General features: G+C 49.8%; 16 protein-coding genes and 1 pseudogene. 8 read left to right on the top strand and 9 right to left on the bottom strand.

Annotated elements, in window-relative coordinates:
* Nucleotides 1–142 precede the first annotated feature (142 nt).
* The gene (locus NX722_RS19415) at nucleotides 143–766 is read right to left on the bottom strand and encodes a C-GCAxxG-C-C family protein (protein WP_262564511.1); all 624 of its coding nucleotides are present in this window, start codon (nucleotides 764–766) and stop codon (nucleotides 143–145) included.
* Nucleotides 767–994: 228 nt separating this feature from the next.
* Between NX722_RS19415 and yedF the strand changes: the two genes are divergently transcribed.
* From yedF to NX722_RS19380, 7 genes and pseudogenes are all read left to right on the top strand, one after another.
* Nucleotides 995–1,657: a sulfurtransferase-like selenium metabolism protein YedF gene (yedF, locus tag NX722_RS19410; protein ID WP_262564510.1), complete on the top strand. Its 663-nt coding sequence runs from the start codon at nucleotides 995–997 to the stop codon at nucleotides 1,655–1,657.
* Nucleotides 1,654–2,802: an aminotransferase class V-fold PLP-dependent enzyme gene (locus NX722_RS19405; protein ID WP_262564509.1), complete on the top strand. Its 1,149-nt coding sequence runs from the start codon at nucleotides 1,654–1,656 to the stop codon at nucleotides 2,800–2,802. The genes yedF and NX722_RS19405 overlap by 4 nt, the downstream gene beginning before the upstream one ends.
* A complete protein-coding gene (locus NX722_RS19400) occupies nucleotides 2,799–3,014 on the top strand; it encodes a DUF3343 domain-containing protein (RefSeq protein WP_262564507.1) in 216 nt (71 codons plus the stop codon). The genes NX722_RS19405 and NX722_RS19400 overlap by 4 nt, the downstream gene beginning before the upstream one ends.
* A gap of 26 nt (nucleotides 3,015–3,040) precedes the next feature.
* Nucleotides 3,041–3,328: pseudogene (locus NX722_RS19395) on the top strand (AIR synthase related protein); the annotation flags it as partial.
* A gap of 91 nt (nucleotides 3,329–3,419) precedes the next feature.
* A complete protein-coding gene (locus tag NX722_RS19390; protein WP_262564505.1) occupies nucleotides 3,420–4,061 on the top strand; it encodes a putative adhesin in 642 nt (213 codons plus the stop codon).
* Nucleotides 4,062–4,180: 119 nt separating this feature from the next.
* Nucleotides 4,181–5,278: a phosphonoacetaldehyde reductase gene (locus NX722_RS19385; RefSeq protein ID WP_262564504.1), complete on the top strand. Its 1,098-nt coding sequence runs from the start codon at nucleotides 4,181–4,183 to the stop codon at nucleotides 5,276–5,278.
* Between the two features lie 225 nt (nucleotides 5,279–5,503).
* Nucleotides 5,504–6,394: a hypothetical protein gene (locus tag NX722_RS19380; protein WP_265442371.1), complete on the top strand. Its 891-nt coding sequence runs from the start codon at nucleotides 5,504–5,506 to the stop codon at nucleotides 6,392–6,394.
* On the opposite strand, the gene NX722_RS19375 is transcribed toward NX722_RS19380, so the two are convergent.
* From NX722_RS19375 to parE, 5 genes are all read right to left on the bottom strand, one after another.
* Nucleotides 6,376–7,872: a SpoVR family protein gene (locus tag NX722_RS19375; protein WP_262564502.1), complete on the bottom strand. Its 1,497-nt coding sequence runs from the start codon at nucleotides 7,870–7,872 to the stop codon at nucleotides 6,376–6,378. The two genes, NX722_RS19380 and NX722_RS19375, sit on opposite strands and share 19 nt — an antisense overlap.
* The gene (locus NX722_RS19370) at nucleotides 7,873–9,156 is read right to left on the bottom strand and encodes a YeaH/YhbH family protein (RefSeq protein WP_262564501.1); all 1,284 of its coding nucleotides are present in this window, start codon (nucleotides 9,154–9,156) and stop codon (nucleotides 7,873–7,875) included.
* Nucleotides 9,157–9,171: 15 nt separating this feature from the next.
* Nucleotides 9,172–11,094 (bottom strand): PrkA family serine protein kinase, encoded by a 1,923-nt coding sequence (locus NX722_RS19365; RefSeq protein WP_262564500.1) that lies wholly within the window; start codon nucleotides 11,092–11,094, stop codon nucleotides 9,172–9,174.
* A 135-nt stretch (nucleotides 11,095–11,229) separates the two neighbouring features.
* Nucleotides 11,230–11,484, bottom strand: coding sequence for a type II toxin-antitoxin system CcdA family antitoxin (locus NX722_RS19360; RefSeq protein WP_262564499.1), 255 nt, complete (start codon nucleotides 11,482–11,484; stop codon nucleotides 11,230–11,232).
* 201 nt (nucleotides 11,485–11,685) lie between these two features.
* Nucleotides 11,686–13,578 (bottom strand): DNA topoisomerase IV subunit B, encoded by a 1,893-nt coding sequence (parE, locus tag NX722_RS19355; RefSeq protein WP_262564498.1) that lies wholly within the window; start codon nucleotides 13,576–13,578, stop codon nucleotides 11,686–11,688.
* 162 nt (nucleotides 13,579–13,740) lie between these two features.
* Between parE and NX722_RS19350 the strand changes: the two genes are divergently transcribed.
* The gene (locus NX722_RS19350; RefSeq protein WP_262564497.1) at nucleotides 13,741–15,231 is read left to right on the top strand and encodes an AMP-binding protein; all 1,491 of its coding nucleotides are present in this window, start codon (nucleotides 13,741–13,743) and stop codon (nucleotides 15,229–15,231) included.
* Here the strand turns inward: NX722_RS19350 and NX722_RS19345 are convergent.
* From NX722_RS19345 to NX722_RS19335, 3 genes are all read right to left on the bottom strand, one after another.
* Nucleotides 15,148–16,677 (bottom strand): MFS transporter, encoded by a 1,530-nt coding sequence (locus NX722_RS19345; protein ID WP_262564496.1) that lies wholly within the window; start codon nucleotides 16,675–16,677, stop codon nucleotides 15,148–15,150. The two genes, NX722_RS19350 and NX722_RS19345, sit on opposite strands and share 84 nt — an antisense overlap.
* A gap of 311 nt (nucleotides 16,678–16,988) precedes the next feature.
* Nucleotides 16,989–17,606 (bottom strand): YqiA/YcfP family alpha/beta fold hydrolase, encoded by a 618-nt coding sequence (locus NX722_RS19340; protein WP_262564495.1) that lies wholly within the window; start codon nucleotides 17,604–17,606, stop codon nucleotides 16,989–16,991.
* A 14-nt stretch (nucleotides 17,607–17,620) separates the two neighbouring features.
* Nucleotides 17,621–18,166 carry an LOG family protein gene (locus NX722_RS19335; RefSeq protein WP_262564494.1) on the bottom strand — a complete coding sequence of 182 codons (546 nt, stop codon included), beginning with the start codon at nucleotides 18,164–18,166 and terminating at the stop codon, nucleotides 17,621–17,623.
* Nucleotides 18,167–18,251: the final 85 nt, after the last annotated feature.

Below are 18,251 nucleotides of genomic sequence, written 5' to 3'. Positions count from 1 at the left end.
AGGAATACCAGTGTAGACGTATTCTGAAATGCGTGTTTTATATACCGCACCTGGGGTATTGATTTGAATCAGCTAATCGACCTAAGCGGTTAGCTGATTTGGATTTGTGTGCTTTTACGATTTAAGGCAGAAGTTTACTTTTTTATCGTGCCGCCAGAGAGCTGGAAGCTGATGGCTTCGAATGGCTGTCTGTTTTTGGACAATCACTGCAATCTGACGCTGTTTTGTCGATGGGCTCAGTAATGCCATGTTCAATCAGGTCAACAACGTCGGCAGCAACCTCTCCCGTCAGTCGTATGCATTGTCTGATATGCTCCCTTGAACCAAACTCCACATGTTTGAGGAGCTTTCGACAACAGGTTGAACCGTTGCGTTTCTGAAACCGGTCGTGCAGTTCGGACGACAGTGGAAATATATCATCCGATAGTTTTTCCCCTTTCTGTTCCCGGCCATGCTCCAGACCCAGCGCCATAACCCCACCGGCGACTGCACCACACAGGCAGCCTGACATGCCGATGCCTACCGGAAAGCCGGATGCCATTTTCACCATACGAGGGTCAGCGGGTTGCCCGAGGTGGTCGTTAACGGTGGTGAAAACGGCTTCTGAGCAGAGAAACTGGCTTTTTCTATAAAGTGTTTCTGCTTTTTGTCGAGCGGTTTCACTGATGTCATCGTACTGACGCATGCGTTCAAGACGACGGTCTTCGATCGCCTGCTCACGCTTTGAGAGTGATGAGGCAGGCTTGTGTTTTTTTGGCAAAGGCATAGTTTACTCCACGGGCTATCAGGGCCCGCGCTACATTCAAAAGGTAGCAAATCCGGAAAGCTCCCATCTTATGGGTTGCACCTGCAGTATTCAAACGCAGAGGGAGGAATGTCAGGGTAATACTTATCGCCTTGCGCCTTGTCCCTATATCCCACTATTTTCACTTTGCCTCAGAATGATCTCTACATTTATACGCCGTCTATTGAACACAGCTGAACTGAGGTTTTTATGCAACACCATCACACTCTGGATGCCCGGGGCCTGCTCTGCCCACAACCTTTGATACAAACCCGTCGCCTGTTAAAAACCTTGCAGGCGGGTGAGTGTTTTCAGGTGATTGTGGATAATGAGATAGCTCACCTTAACCTGATGACTTTTTTTGAAGATCAGGGTATGAATCCGGAGTATGTTGCTGAATCGGGCGAGTGGGTGATCACTGCGACTTGCCAGGCTTCAGGCAGACAGTCTGGTACGACAGAAAACACTGCCGGGGGTGACGTTGCACCAGCCACAAAAAATACACTGCCGCCAGCCCGGAACTCTGATGACCTTGTTTCTGATTACATGGTTGTACTGAACAGCGACCGCATGGGGCTGGGGGATGACGACCTTGGCAGCATACTCATTAAAGGCTACCTGAACACTCTGATAGAAATTGAGCGTAAACCGTCGACCATTATTCTGTACAACGGCGGAGTCCGGCTGGCAGCACAAGGCTCGGGGGCTGACTCTGCGTTGCAGGCGCTTGAGGCTCTGTCGGTTGATATTATTGTCTGTGGTGCCTGTGTTGATTTCTTTGAGTTACAGGGGAAGCTCGCAACGGGCCGTATTTCCAATATGTATGAGATTGCGGAAAAAATTGCCGCCGCTGGTCATGTGGTATATCCATGAATCGTGCTGACCCTTTAACCTACTTTGATAACAGCGCTACCAGTTTTCCCAAGCCGGTGGAAGTCACAGAAGCGATCAGGCACTACCTGACAGAGATGGGAGGCAGCTATGGTCGCTCATCCCATGCCAGGGCTTTTGAGTCCAGCTCTGTCGTTGAAGCGTGTCGTGAAAAACTGGCAGGCATGATGGATATCGAACAGGTTGAAAACCTGTGTTTTGCCAGTAATGCGACACATGCCGCTAATACGATTTTACAGGGTTTCACTTTTCCTGAGGGTGCTGAAGTGCTGGTATCGCCCCTGGAGCATAATGCAGTGGCCCGCCCACTGGCGATGCTGGAACAACAGGGACGAATCTCTTTAAAAACCCTGCCGGCAGGCAGGGATGGTCGGGTGATTCCGGAACAGATAAGCGATCTGGTCAACAGCAATACGGCGCTGGTAGTTGTAAACCATCAAAGTAATGTGAATGGTGTGATTCAGCCCGTTGCCAGTATAAAAGAGGCGGTTGGTGAGTTGCCTGTGCTGGTAGACGCTTCCCAGTCTCTGGGGAAATGTCCGGTGCATGTAGATCGGTGGGGTATTGATTACCTGGTTTTCACCGGGCACAAAGCCCTGCTGGGGCCAACCGGTACCGGCGGATTGTATATTCGTAAGCCTCACTCCATAAAGCCACTGTTGCTGGGTGGTACGGGCAGTAACAGTGAACACCTTGAAATGCCAATGGTAATGCCGGACCGCTTTGAAGCCGGTACGCCGAATATTGCGGGCATTTTTGGTTTGCTGGCAGCTCTGGAACATACCCCGGAACCGCGCCACAGTCGTGAAGACTTCCTTTCGCTGCTGGAGGCTATTCAGGCCATTGATGGTTTTACTGTCAACCGGGCAACGGATGCTGAAGCTCAGGGCGAAGTGATATCCTTAACCCACAATGTACTGGATGCAGGTACGCTGTCGTGGCATCTGGAAAAACAGTTTGGTATCAGCTCCCGTTCCGGTCTGCACTGCTCGCCCCTGGCGCACCAGCACTTGGGGACGTACCCTGAAGGCACCTGCCGACTGTCGCCTTCTGTTTACCATTCACCAGACGACTTTGCTTATTTGTTGGATGCTTTAATAAGTATCACGATGGAGGTGGCTGCATGAAGCGGGCATTTATTCTGCTGAAAAATATGCGTGCTGCCATTAAGGCTGAAGCCTGGTGCCGGGAGCAGGGCGTTGCCTGCGAAGTGGTTCCCGTACCCCGGCAGTTATCTTCAGAATGTGGCATGTGCCTTGAAATTGATAACAACCATGCCGACACTGTGCAACAACAATTGCAATCCGCAGGTTTTATTTTGACGCTTGCCCGCATATAAGGCGTATGACTGATGTCTGAAACAACTTCTCTCCGGTGTGCAGTGATCCACAGGAGTTTGGCGAAATAGCGGCTGCCAATGCCCTGAGCGATGTGTTTGCCATGGGCGGCAACGCCCTGATGGTGTTGAACCTGATGATGTACTCGACCAAAGATTTGCCGGTCGAAGGGTTTGCGCAGATTCTTCAGGGTGGGCAGAACAAAGTCATGGAAGCGGGGGCGCTGGTGGTTGGTGGACACACCATTGAAGACCACCCGCCGAAGCCATGCTGGCTGACCTCAGGGCTACGGGATTGCACGACCAGGCAGCAATGATTGGTGAAGTGCTGCCCAGGATGGATGTTGCCCTCCTGCTGGTATAATGTGAGCTCTGAATAGTTGGTTCCTGATTCAGGAGTCCGGAGTCATGCCTCTATCGCTTCCAAAAGAAATCCTGGATCAAATGCACACCAGGGTTTTAAGCGGAAAATTAAAGCTGTTTACGTACGACCGATTCAACCTTGATGTTAAAAATTTAATTATTCTTGGTCATGGCGGCGCTCACAACCAGAACGGGCTTCCCTGTGCTTTTCAGCGGTTTATGGGAACATACTATTTTGAAAGCCCTATATGGACGACGTTATTATTCTACTCGCCCCATGGTACTGTCACTTTCGGAAGTCTGCTTTCATTCATGGATGGTACGTACCGACCCTTTGAGGCTTATATTTCCGGGGAGTCCGTCGTCAATTATACGCTTTACCACCGTGTCAATGAGCGGCCATCAGGCAGCGATGAATATATTCAGTTCTGTCTCTACCAGAGCCGTCGTGGTTCAGGGCCGGATTTCACTCAGCACCCGTATCGTATTTTTGACATTGTTACTGTGGAACCGTCTGGATCGCGGGGCATATCCCTTAAAGGTGTACTCGACACCCTGTATCAGACAGGGGTTCTGTACTCCAGAATCCATTGCGCATTCTGTCGCTACGAGTACCGGACAGAAAGACGTTACTATGAGCCGACTTATGATTACATGAAAAGGTACCGTGATACCCATTCCCCATAGAGGTCGTCAGAAAGTTTGACTCAAGCCTGTGACCGGGCAAATTGAATCGGCAGGTTATTAGTATTTTTATAAATCCCTCTTAAACTGATGAGCAATCAACTGATTGGGATGCACTCAACATGTGGCGTTTCCATAATCCGGTCGATGTGCAGTTTGGCTCTGGCTGTCTGGCAACATTACCAGAGCGGTTAAATGGCAGGCGATACGCACTGGTGACCTATGACGAACCATTTTTTACAGAACTGACGGAAACCATTACCACTCTGGCGGGAGCGCCGCAGGTGGTAATCAATAACGTTGAGCCTAATCCGGATATTGTTAACCTCGAACTCTTGTGTCAGGAACAGTGTAGTAATGGTCAGCCTGAAGTGATTGTTGCCCTGGGCGGTGGCTCGGTTATGGATACTGCCAAGTTTCTTTCGGCAGCAGGCAGTGATTTCGAACAAACAAAGTCTTATATCACTGAAGGTGGCGGCAAAGGGCAGCTGTTGTGTACGCCAGTCATCGCGATTCCTACTACCGCTGGAACCGGTAGTGAAGTGACCTGCTGGGCGACTATCTGGGATAAACAGGCACAGAGGAAATACTCACTGGCTGATGCCGGACTCTACCCTGAAGCTGCGCTGTGTGACCCTGATTTAACGTTGCAACTGCCCTTAGCCCTCACCCTCAGTACCGGTCTGGATGCACTGTCACATGCTCTGGAAAGTATCTGGAACAAAAACCGTAACGGGGTGTCTTCAGCCCTGGCTGTCGAGGCGGTAAACATCATTCTGGACACTCTGCCCCGTCTTGTCCGGCAGCCGGACAACGCACGCTTTCGAACAGATATGATGAAAGCAGCCTTGAAAGCCGGGCTGGCGTTTTCCAATACCAAAACGTCCATTGCCCACAATATTTCTTATGCTGTTACTCTTCAGTCTGGCACGCCTCATGGCATCGCCTGCTCCTTTACCCTGCCGCAGGTGCTGCGCTCTGTGATCGGGCTGGACCGGGAGGTGGATTCTGACCTGAAAGCCATTTTCGGGCATGACCTGAACAAAGCATGGGATCAGTTCGATGGCTGGTTCCGTGAACTGGGTGTAAATACCGATCCAGAGGGGTATGGCTATAACCGGGAAAACTGGCGACAACTGTTGCTTGATGCACTTCAGGGAGAACGGGGTAAAAACTTTATTGGTCAGCAGGAAGCGTTGCTGGCTTGTTACGAAAAGTGACTGCTGCCCTCCGCTTGATCAGTCATGTTTTCTAGTCTTTACTACTGCCCGGTTTATGGCGATATCGACCATAGAGCCAATTAAATCATTCGATGGCGTAGCCTTCTGACTGTCTTAACCTTAACCATCAGGCTGGAGTTTGTTTTAGTGGATAATAACAAAAAGCCATGCGGCCATATTTGCACGATAAAACATTGCAGATACTTTTTCAGGCACTATGGACTGATGTTGCTATTACTTTTTGCCCACCCTGTGATTGCCACAATGGAAGGGCTTAACCAGGTTGATTTTTTTGGAGCGGGTAATTCCAAGGGTAAAACTTTAATTATTACATTCATGCCAGATATACCCATTTATCTGATTTCTGATGGGAATAGAGATCATATGCCTGCTGAGCGACCTCGTGACATTGAAAAATTTTTACCTGTAACTTATATACCTGAAGCTGCACCAAAACCAAGCCTGTTTGAAGAGATTGACTGGGCTACCATGTTTGCATTTTCTTCCAGGTTTGCAAATAGTGTACAGGCTATTCCCAGGGGATCAGTTCATAACGATTTGCAGTTTGCCGCAGAAGATCCTTTGTTTGGCCGGGTTTCAGGTCATACGTTCAGGTTTGATCGTTATCAAACCTTACGGAACAGCAGTATGCGATTTATTCGTTTAATTTTTTTACAGCAAGGTGCTTCCACAGAATCAGAAACGCATTCGATTTATATTGATTTACTTGCAGCTGAAACACAAACAGATAACCCTACCCACTTACCATTCGTTGTTCATGGCGTTCAGTTCAACAGAAATGGTGAACTGTTTGATGGATTTCGGACAGATTATCATATTGCAAGCATGATGAAAGCCAGAGAGCAGGCACAACAAAAACGAGATAGTGATGGTGATCAGTCTAAAAAAGACCCAGAACCGGCGAGCAAAAAAGACCCGCCTGAAGGCTCCTCGCCCAAAAAACGCAAAACAGGCTCAAATAAGCGTCATTGGTACTTCGGCTCAGGTGGGGATGGTGGGGGCAACGTTTGCTCAATGGTTCAGTTCTTTATAGCTGCAGTGCTGCTAAGTATCCCTTCTGGTCAAAAGGTTCTTTTTCACCCCGACAAAGCATAAACCTCTTTCTCTGTCCCCCACTGGTCAACGGATTTAAGGCAGATATCAAACCCCCAGAGGTAATGCAGGTGTTTTATGATTTCCTGTGCGCTTCCCGGCTCCAGTGGACGCCCTTCGTGCATGGTGTGAATAAGCGTCAGTGAACGGTCACCGCGAATATCCACGTTGTAAACCTGAATGTTCGGTTCTGTGTTGCCCAGATTGTACTGGGCAGCAAGGGACTGTCTTAAAGTCCGGTAATCTGGCTCATCGTGGATACTGTTGACTTCAAGGAATGAGTTGACTTCGTTGTCCTCGATGCAGAACAGATGCATATCCCGCATCACTTTAGGTGACAGATATTGCAGAATAAAGCTTTCATCCTTGAAGTTATGCATGGCGAAGTGAAGGGTGTCGAGCCAGTCGGAATCCGCGAGATCAGGAAACCACTCCCGGTCTTCGGGGGTTGGGTTTTCACAGATACGGCGGATATCCCGGTAGATATTAAAACCCAGAGTGTAGGGGTTTATGCCGGTGTAGCGTGGATCGTCAAAGTCGGGCTGAAACACGACACTGGTGTGAGAGTGCAGTATCTCAAGCATATACCCGTCATTAATAAATCCCTGTTTGTATAGTTCGTGGGTCAGGGTGTAATGCCAGAACGTTGCCCAGCCTTCATTCATCACCTGCGTTTGTCGCTGGGGATAAAAATACTGGGCGATTTTGCGCACGATACGGATGATTTCACGTTGCCAGTTTTCCAGCAGGGGGGCGCTTTTTTCTATAAAGTACAGCAGGTTTTCTTCTGGCACTTCAGGAAAACGCTGTTTAGCTTTGCTTTTAGGCTCTTCTTTAGCCGGGATCGTTCGCCACAGGTCATTGAGGTTTCTCTGAATATACTCTTCGCGCTCTTTGGCTAAAGCCTCTTCTTCGGCAGCAGAGACAGGTTGAGGTCGTTTGTAACGATTAACCCCCTGGTTCATCAGGGCGTGGCAAGCGTCTAACAACTCTTCAATTTTGTCGACACCGTATTTTTCTTCGCACTGGCTAATGTAATTCCTGGCAAACAGCAGGTAGTCGATGATGGCGTCGGCATCCGTCCATTGCTGAAATAGATAGTTACCCTTGAAGAACGAATTATGCCCGTAGCAGGCATGGGCAATGACCAGTGCCTGCATTGCCATGGTATTTTCTTCCATCAGGTAGGCAATGCAGGGGTTGGAGTTAATGACAATTTCGTAAGCCAGTCCCATGCGCCCGCGCTGGTAGTTTTGCAGGCTGCCAAGGAAATGCTTGCCAAAACTCCAGTGATGATACATAAGCGGCATGCCGACTGACGCATAAGCGTCAATCATCTGCTCGGAATTGATGATCTCAATCTGGGTCGGGTAGGTATCCAGTCTGAACTGCTTCGCCAGACAACCTATGGTTTCGTCGTATGCTTTCAGCTGTTCAAAGGTCCATTCAGAACCGGTTGATAAAGGTTTCTGGTCAGACATTCAGCCACTTCTCCGGGCAAATAAACGACGAAAAACCGGATAAATATCCGCGTGGTTACGAATCCGCTGCTGGGCAAAATAATCGGCGAATTCATCTTGTATCTGCTGGTAGGTGTGCCAGAGGGTCTGAGGGCGATTGGCAATTTCAACGTAGGCAAAATACTGAACCCTGGGCAGGAGTCTTTCCAAAATAATCTTTCGACAGATGTCGGTGTCGGTCTCCCAGTTGTCACCGTCGGAAGCCTGGGCTATATAAATGTTCCAGTCGGAAACCGGGTAACGCTTATCAATAATCTGGCTGGTCAGGTCCATGGCTTTGGATACCAGTGTGCCACCTGTTTCACGGGCATAGAAAAACTCCTCTTCATCACACTCCCTGGCTTCAGAGTGATGGCGAATAAACACCACTTCCACTGCTTTATAACTGCGCTGCAGAAACAGGTAAAGCAGCAGGAAAAAACGCTTGGCGATGTCTTTGATCTCCTGCCCCATTGAGCCGGACACATCCATGATGCAGAACATGACCGCTTTGCTGGAGGGTAAGGGAATTTTGATCAGGTTGTTGTATTTCAGATCAAACTCATCAATAAACGGCATGCGTTTTATAGCTTGCTCAAGCGCCTCAATCTGCAGCTTTAACGCTGAGGCTTTTTTCTGGTCTTCCGGGTCATTGCTGTTTTTTAGCGAATCCAGCTCTGATTGCAGTGCTTTAAGCTTTTTTCTTTTCTTTGCTGATAGTGCTATACGGCGGGCATAAGCTGAACGCAATGATCGTACGACATTAATCTGGTCTGGCGAACCGGCAGAAGTAAACCCTCCTCGTCGTAAGGTGTATTCAGTGGTGCTTTTCAGGTTTTTGCGCAGCATGTTAGGCAGTTCAAGGTCTTCGAACACATACTCCAGGAACTCTTCGCGACTGATCTGAAACACAAACTCATCGACGCCTGAGCCACGATCGCTGGCAGCCCCTTGTCCGCTGCCCTGACCCTTCCCGGCTGGTGGCCGGGAAAAACGGTCACCTTTATGAAACGCCTTATTGCCCGGGTGTACCCGCTGGTTTTTTCCACCCTGACCGTGATGGAATATCGGCTCGGAAAGATCCTTGTTAGGAATATGAATGTTGTCGCCACGGTCAGTATCGGTGATGGAGCGCTGGTCAACACTGTCCTGAACGGCTTTTTTGATAATGTGTTTATACCGTCTTAGAAAACGTTGCCGGTTAACTGTGCTTTTCTTTCCTGTACTGCTCCCGGCTCTGTCACGCCGGTCAATGATGATACTCATTGATGGTACCCCCGGTCACTGGGATTTTCTTACCCGGATGTACCATTCGGATAACAGCCGTACCTGCTTTTCGGTGTAACCATGCTGAATCATGCGTTCGACAAATTCGGCATGTTTGCGCTGTTCTTCCTGGGAACCCTTGACGTTGAATGAGATAACAGGCAACAGGTCTTCTGTGTTGGAGAACATTTTTTTCTCAATCACCAGACGCATTTTTTCATAGCTGAGCCAGCTGGGGTTGTTGCCCTGCAGGCTGGCTCTGGCACGGAGTACAAAATTAACCACTTCATTGCGGAAATCTTTAGGGTTGGCGATACCGGCTGGTTTTTCAATTTTCTCCAGCTCGTCATTAAGGGCGCTGCGGTCAAGTATCTGACCGGTATCCGGATCCCGGTACTCCTGATCCTGAATCCATAAATCAGCATAGGTGATATAACGGTCGAAAATGTTCTGGCCGTATTCCGAGTAAGATTCAAGGTAGGCTGTCTGAATTTCCTTGCCCAGGTACTCAATGTATTTAGGCGTCAGGTAGCCTTTGATAAACCCCCGGTACTTGTCTTCGAGTTCCTGTGGAAACTGCTGCTGTTCAATCTGTTGTTCCAGCACATACAGCAGATGAACCGGGTTGGCAGCGGTTTCAGTGGGGTCGAAATTAAAAACACGGGACAGTATTTTGAAGGAAAACCGGGTCGACAACCCTTCCATTCCTTCATCAACTCCGGCGGCATCTTTGTATTCCTGCAGGGATTTGGCATTAGGGTCGGTATCTTTCAGGTTCTCTCCGTCGTACACCTTCATCTTCGAGTAAACCGAAGAATTTTCAGGTTCCTTGATTCGTGACAGAACCGAAAACTGACTCAACAGTTGCAGTGTGTCGGGAGCGCAGGGAGCGTCGTGTAATGAGCTGTGACGCAACAGTTTCTGGTAGATATGCGTTTCCTCACTGACCCGGGTGCAGTAGGGGACCTTGATGATATTTACGCGGTCGATAAAGGCTTCATTGGTTTTATTGTTCTTGAAAGCCTGCCACTCCGATTCATTGGAGTGTGCCAGCACAATGCCTTCAAAGGGCAGCGCTCCCAGCCCTTCGGTACTGTTATAGTTGCCTTCCTGCGTTGCCGTCAGGAGTGGATGCAGCACCTTGATAGGTGCTTTGAACATTTCCACAAACTCCATAAGCCCCTGGTTAGCACGACAGAGGGCGCCTGAAAAACGATAGGCGTCGGGGTCATTCTGGGCAAATTCTTCCAGCTGACGAATGTCGACCTTGCCGACCAGACTGGAGATATCCTGGTTATTTTCGTCACCGGGTTCTGTTTTGGCAATTGCGACCTGATGAAGGCGGCTGGGGTAGAGTTTAACCACTCTGAAGCGGGTAATATCGCCACCAGACTCCTGCAGTCGTTTAGCTGCCCAGGGAGACATGGTGTAGCGAAGATGGCGTTCAGCAATGCCGTATTCATCCCTTAACAGCTGCCCATCGTCGTCGGCATCGAATAACCCCAGTGGGGATTCGAAGACGGGCGACTCTTTCAGGGCATAAAAGGGAATTCGCTCCATCAGCGCTTTGAGCTTTTCAGCCAGCGATGATTTACCCCCACCAACGGGGCCCAGCAGGTAGAGTATCTGCTTTTTCTCTTCCAGACCCTGGGCAGCATGACGGAAGTAGGACACTAGCTGCTCAACAGGCTCTTCCATGCCATAAAATTCGTCGAAGGTGGGGTAGCGTTGAATCAGTTTGTTGGAAAAAATCCGGCTGAGCCTTGGGTCACGGGATGTATCGATAACCTCTGGCTCTCCAATAGCCTCCAGCATGCGCTCAGCGGCACTGGCATAGGTGTGTGGGTTGTCACGACAAAGCTCCAGATATTCCCGGAGGCTCATCTCTTCCTGCTGTGTGGACTCAAATCTTTGCTGATAGTGTGTGAACAGTGACATTGTTTTCTCTCTCTCCGTGGCTGAGGCTCTCACAGTGGCTTAGAAAAAGTCTGTCGTTTATTGGTTATTGGACGCCGGAATGATGTTTACACAGCAAAAAATCTTCCTGCACTTCTGGTGCAGGAAGGTCTGTCGTTATTTTTTCCGGAAATAGTGCCTCAAACCCAGGCAGCACACCGGGTGTTCGCCAATAAGGTTATGGTAAATTGTCAGATGATCTGCTGAAGAGTCGGCAGGGGCAGGCTCTGTACAGGACAGTTCGGTGCGCAGAGTCTGCTCAATCAGTGATGAAATATTAATGCCTTGACTTTCTGCCTGCTGGAGCAGCAATGCGTCTACTTCGAGATGAACAGGAGACGTTGGCACAGAAGGCTCATAAAGAGTAGTCATATCCAGCCGCACCGTGTTGTGGACGTTTTGTGGGGTAGCTGTCTGAAGAAAACCGCTCAGGCTTTCCGGTCAGACCAGTGGATTATAGTTGTAATTCAGCGGTTGCTTACGGCTATTTGAACATTAATGTCAAGGCTTTGAGGCGGTTATGGTCGGTGTAAATACTGGAAACACCAGCTTATGGTGTTTCCAGCAACAGGTCTAATTTATATCAACCAGATCCCCTTTTTTCTCAAGCCACTGACGTCTTTCTCCGGATTTTTTCTTAGCCAGAAGCATGTCCATTTTTTGGGTTGTTTCGGCAATATCATCATCCAGAGACAGCTGAACCAGACGACGAGTGTCGGCAGACATGGTGGTTTCACGCAGCTGGAGAGGATTCATCTCACCCAGACCCTTGAAGCGCTGAACATTAACCTTGCCACGCTTTTTCTCAGCCTTGATACGTTCCAGAATGCCTTCTTTCTCATCTTCGTCCAGTGCATAAAACACTTCTTTGGCAACGTCGATACGATACAGCGGCGGCATAGCCACATAAATGTGACCGCGTTCGACCAGTGGACGGAAATGCTGAACAAACAGGGCGCACAGCAGAGTGGCAATGTGCAGACCATCGGAATCCGCATCGGCAAGGATACAGATTTTGCCGTAGCGTAAACCGTCCAGCTTGTCGGAACCCGGATCGACGCCGAGCGCTACCGAGATGTCGTGTATTTCCTGAGAGCCCAAAACTTCACTGGAATCGACTTCCCAGGTGTTCAGAATTTTACCACGCAGGGGCAGTATCGCCTGATATTCCCGGTCACGCGCCTGTTTGGCTGAACCACCTGCTGAGTCACCTTCGACCAGAAACAGTTCAGTGTAGTTAATGTCCTGACTGGCACAATCCGCCAGTTTACCGGGCAGGGCAGGGCCTTGAGTAACTTTTTTACGTGCTACTTTTTTGGACTTGCGCATGCGCTTCTGGGCATTGTTAATGCACAGTTCGGCCAGCTGTTCGCCTTCTGCGGTGTGCTGGTTTAGCCACAAGCTGAAAGCATCTTTGGCAACGCCGGACACAAAGGCGGCGCATTCGCGGGAAGAGAGCCGCTCCTTGGTCTGACCAGAAAACTGAGGGTCAGCCAGCTTGGCAGACAATACAAAAGCACAGTTTTCCCAGATATCGTCTGGTCCCAGTTTTACGCCACGGGGTATCAGGTTGCGGAATTCACAGAATTCACGGATGGCTTCCAGCAAACCGGTTCGCAAACCATTGACATGAGTACCTCCCAGGGGGGTTGGAATCAGGTTTACGTAACTTTCGGTCAACAGGGTGCCACCTTCCGGTAGCCACTGAACGGCCCAGTCAACGGCTTCCTTCTCACCTTTCAGTGAACCGGTAAAAGGTTCAGAAGGCAGGGTTGGGTATTCGTGCGTAGTACCTCTGAGGTAATCCTTCAAACCGTCTTCGTAATACCATTCAGTGGTGTCGCCGCTGTGATGATCGACAAACTCAACCCGCAGCCCCGGACACAATACGGCTTTGGCACGGAGTACGTGCATCAGTCGGGAGACAGAAAACTTTGGCGAGTCAAAGTACTGCGCGTCTGGCCAGAAACGAACGGTGGTACCCGTATTACGACGACCGCAGGTGTCGATGTCATGCAGGTCTTTATCTTTAAAGCCGTCTTTAAAGGTGATCTGCGAGACTCTGGCATCACGGCGAACGGTGACTTCCAGAACGGTGGAGAGCGCATTGACGACAGAGACACCCACGCCATGCAGACCACCAGAGAACTGGTAGTTCTTGTTTGAGAATTTACCACCGGCGTGCAGGCGGGTCAGAATCAGTTCAATACCTGAAATACCGTGTTCAGGATGAATGTCTGTCGGCATACCCCGGCCGTCGTCGGTGACTTCCAGAGAGTTGTCTTTGTGCAAAATGACTTTGATTTTGCTGGCAAAGCCAGCGAGAGCCTCATCGACACTGTTGTCGATAATCTCCTGGGCCAGATGGTTGGGTCGGGTTGTATCGGTGTACATACCCGGACGTTTACGGACCGGGTCCAGACCACTGAGAACCTCAATGGCTTCTGCGGTGTATTCGTTACGCATGGAATCCTTATCAGATGGAAAGCATGGTCAAAAGCGCTGTTAGCCCGATAGTGTATCTTAATTGGCCTTTAATCGTCAGTTCCTTACGCAGACTCTGAATGCTGTAAACCCGCTCTTGTGTGACTATACTTTCGCCACCTATTGAACAAGTTGACCGGTCTGATGCCGTTTCTGTCACAGCTTATTGGCCACCCTGCTGACAGTGTTGCTGTCATCGATGAAACAGGCGAACACACCTACGGAGAGTTACTCGAACAGGCCAGAGCCCTTTCTTCAGTATTGAAACAGAAGGCTGATGCAGACCACCCGTTTGTTGCATTTCTGGCAGGACGTGATGCTGTTTCAGTGGTTTCATTACTGGCTATCTGGCTGGCAGGGGGTATTGCAGTACCGCTCGATCCTCTTATGCCGGTTCCTGAGTGGGAATGGCGTATTCGGGATGTTGATGCGAAGTATCTGGTTTACGCGCCTGACAGCGAAGCTGATGCCCGTTACCTGATGCAGCGCTGTGGAATAAACATTCTGCAAGCGACCGGGTATGAGGCAGCCCCGCCTGGTCTTATGGCTCTGGATCCGCAGAAAGGTGCGGTTGTTATTTATACCAGTGGTACCAGTCGATATCCGAGAGGTGTCGTTCATACCTTTGGGTCTGTCGAAGCCCAGGTAAAAACATTGTGTCAGGCGTGGCAATGGTCACCTGAAGACAGGCTGTTACATGTTCTGCCCATTGCCCATATCCATGGGCTGGTTTGTGGGCTGTTATGTACGCTGGCAGCAGGAGCCAGTTGTCTGCTTATGCCTGCCTTTAAAACTGAAAAGGTGTGGGAGCAGCTTGCCAGCCGAAAGTTTACGCTGTTTACCGCCGTTCCTACAATTTACCGCTATATGCTTGATGCCTGGGACAAGTCTTCTGAAGTACAACAGCATCGCTGGCAGGACGGAGCAAGAACGCTCCGGCTGGCGATTGTTGGGTCATCCCCACTGCCTCCCTCCGTTCACAGTCAATGGTTGAAGTTGGCCGATAAGCCACTTTTGACACGATATGGACTCACCGAAGCTGGCATGGTGTTATCACAACAGGAACATGGAGAGCGCCGACCTGAGTGTCTTGGCAGTCCTTTACCAGGCGTCAGTGTTCGTCTGGTGGACGAAAGCGGCAATGAAGTCAATGATGTTGGCGAACTGGAAGTACGGAGCCCGCAAATGTTCAAGGGTTACCACGGTAAGGCTGACCTGAACCAGAAGGCGTTTAACCAAGGCTGGTTTCGAACTGGTGATATGGCGATGCTGGACCAGGGACAGTATCGTCTTTTAGGTAAACGCAGTATTGATATCATCAAAACCGGTGGTTACAGGGTCTCTGCCCTCGAAATTGAAGCCAGGCTGGACGCTCACCCCGGTATACAGGAGTGTGCCATTCTCGGAACCCCCTGTGACCGGCTTGGTGAAGCGATTTGTGCCTGTGTTGTGCCTGTATCAAGGCATATTAATCTCAAGGAGATCCGGGATTGGTTATGTACGGAAGTAGCGTCTTACAAGCTACCTACTAAAATGACCCTGCTGGAACAATTACCCAGAACGCCTCTTGGAAAGGTAGATAAGCAGGGTCTTAAGCGAGTACTGAGTTCTCCGACACAACAGTTTATTACCTGAGCAATGTCTTCTAGACCTTCCTCCGGCAGACGTTCCGGGGAAAAACGCAGCTGACAACAGTCTGCGAAACCCTTTCTTATCGCCAGAATTTTTTTCCGTTGTTATTGGGATCGTTGCAGGCTGTGCCTGTTGAGAGAACGGTGCATCAGGGTTGGGGTGCATGTTTTCCCACATCCATAGCAATAGCAGGAGTATCAGCGCCAGGGCGCAGGCTGCTGCAAGCAGTTCAAAGCAGGCATCCCAGCCATAATGGTCGAGTACTTTTCCCAGCAGCAGGTTGGCTGATGTAGCGCCAAATATATAGCCGAAAAGGCTAATAAAACCGGCTGCGGTGGCAGCAAACGGGAGAGGTACCAAGTCAATTATATGCACATGCACCAGCATGACAGGACCATAAACCAGAAACCCTGTGGCAATCATGGACAGCATGGCGTATGTCGTGTTGCCCGCCGGGCATTGCCAGTAACACAGGATGGAAATCAGAACCATTGTCGTAAACAAGGCGTTGACAGGGGCTCGCTGTCCCCTGAAGTGTTTGTCGCTCAGATAACCACAGATCAGGGTGCCGGGGATAGCAGCGTATTCAAACGCAAAAAATGCCCAGCTGGAGGTATTGAAACTGAAGCCTTTGGATTCCTGAAGGTAGACGGGAGCCCAGTCGATGACGCCGTAGCGAACGAAGTAAATGCAGGCATTGACGACGGCAAGAATCCATATTGGCGGAAGCTTCAGGCAATGCTGGCAGAAAAGTCGGAAGGATTGTCTGAAAGACGACCGTTGATGTTTGATTTCATGTTCTTCTGCCAGCTCTGGTGAATGGAGCGGCAGTCCGCACTGTTGCGGACTGTCTCTCAACATGAAATAGCAGCCAATAGCCATCACTATGGCAATGGAGGCAGGAAAGTAAAAAAGGCTTTGCCAGTCACAAAACAGGGCGAGAGCCAGTATCGAGAGAGGCCCCAGCAAACCACATCCGGCATTTTGCGACAGGCTCCATATACTCATGGCTGTTCCCCGTTCCTGACGCACAAACCAGTGAGCGATCAGTTTTGCGCTGCACGGCCAGCCAGCCGCCTGCATGCAGCCATTCAGAGCCATCAGGCATACCATGACCATCAGCGGGAATTGCAGGATAGGCATAAAGCCTATTAACAGTGAGACGCCCCCCGACAGTATCAGGCACAGCGGCATCAGTTTACGGACATCCAGTCGGTCAGCAAAGGTACCCATAACAAAGTTGCTGATGCCATAGCTCAGCGACAGAGCGCACAGTGCCATTCCCAGTTCGGTTTTACTGTATCCCTGACTGATAAGATCAGGCATAGCCAGAACAAAGTTTTTTCGTACCAGGTAATAAGCGGAGTAACCCAGAAATGCGCCACCAAGAACTTGCAGGCGTAATCTTGAGTATCGTTCGTGTTGTGTCCTTGAATATCCCTCAGGCACAACTGGGCTCTTGAAAAAAGACTTCATACTGCTTTGATATCCAGATGTGAGATAGAAAAAGACTACTCGGTATCAGGGCCTTCAGACTTGTGATGAGGCGTTAAAGGTTCCCTGATAGAGTGGCCGCGTTGGTCATTGCGTTGCAGAGGATGTTTCCGTGGCAGGTATCTTTGAAATTAAACAACAGTGACCTGATATTGCGCGGTTCCCTGAGAAACCGAACCAGTTAAACTGGTAAACAATGTAGCAGTGGTTTGGAATTTTGTCGGATTAATGTTGACCGGAGTGAGAGGGTACCAGTGCCAGAAGACCTAAAGCACTGGTTTTCCTGAAAGAAAGTCGAAGACGGTTGGCAGCATATTGTCGTAATGTTCAAAGGAGTGATTGCCGCCTTTCTGAATAATCATCTGGGCATTGGCGTACTTTTCTACGGCTTTCCGGTAATCAAGGGTTTCGTCACCTTCCTGCACCATCAGCAGAATGTCTCTTGCGTTATCGAGCCATAAGGTCTCAAGGGATTGCAGGGTGTCAACGTGATCCATGGTTAACTCCCATTTGTCGCCGGTGTGAAAATTGGTTTGCCTGCCCAGATAATCACGGAACAACTCGTAGGGACGAACAGCAGGGTTGATCAGAACCAGGCGGGTGACAATCTCCGGGTGGAGATAGATCAGGCGCTGCATCAGCCAGGTACCATAATAGCCACCCAGAGAGCTGCCAATAATATAAACGGGTCGTATGCCATATTCGCGATTGATGCGGTCAGACATCAGGCGTCTTGCCTGCTCAGGGTGGCTGGGTAAATCGGGTACCCACAAATCCATATCCAGCTTGTTTTGATGGACATGATGAATGGTCTGTTGCGCCTTGGTGGACTGGGATGAACTGTTTAATCCGTGTAAGTAAATCAGCAGAGGCGTTTTTGTCATTGTTAGTCCCGAGGCTATTCCATGCGAGTTATCAAGGTGTCCAGCAGTGACTCTGGTTTATCAGCCACCGATAGAATATCGGGCAGAGGCTGTGTGACATAGCCTTCAGAAATGGCATGATCCATAAAGCTAAGCAGGTGATCATAATAACCACAGACGTTCAGCAGGCCGGAAGGTTTGTGGTGAAAACCGGTTTGTAGAAGCACTATGTACTCAAACAGTTCGTCCAGGGTGCCGGTTCCGCCAGGCAGTGCAATGCAGCCATCTGAAATATCACACAATGCCTGTTTTCGCTCACTCATCGTGTCAACAATGTGCATTTCTGTTAGCGAGTCGTGGGCTTTTTCCAGATCAACCATCAGCTTTGGAATGACACCAATAACCCGGCCACCCAGTGATAAGGCATGGTTGGCAATACATCCCATTAAACCAACGTTTCCTCCCCCATAAACCAGAGTCATATCACGCCTGACCATGGCTTCAGCCAGGTCGAGTGCGGCGGCTTTATATTCCGGTCGGTGGCCGGTATTGGCTCCGCAGAAAATACTGATGCTGGTCATTCAGTCTCCTGGCTGTTCGTTGTCTGATGGTTAAAAACACGTAGAAAGATAAATAGTATCAGGAGAATCCGGAGTTTGCTTCCCG

Source organism: Endozoicomonas gorgoniicola (assembly GCF_025562715.2).
GTDB classification, from domain to species: domain Bacteria; phylum Pseudomonadota; class Gammaproteobacteria; order Pseudomonadales; family Endozoicomonadaceae; genus Endozoicomonas_A; species Endozoicomonas_A gorgoniicola.
Note: the sequence above shows the minus strand (reverse complement) of the source record. Positions and strands in the feature narration are given on the sequence as shown.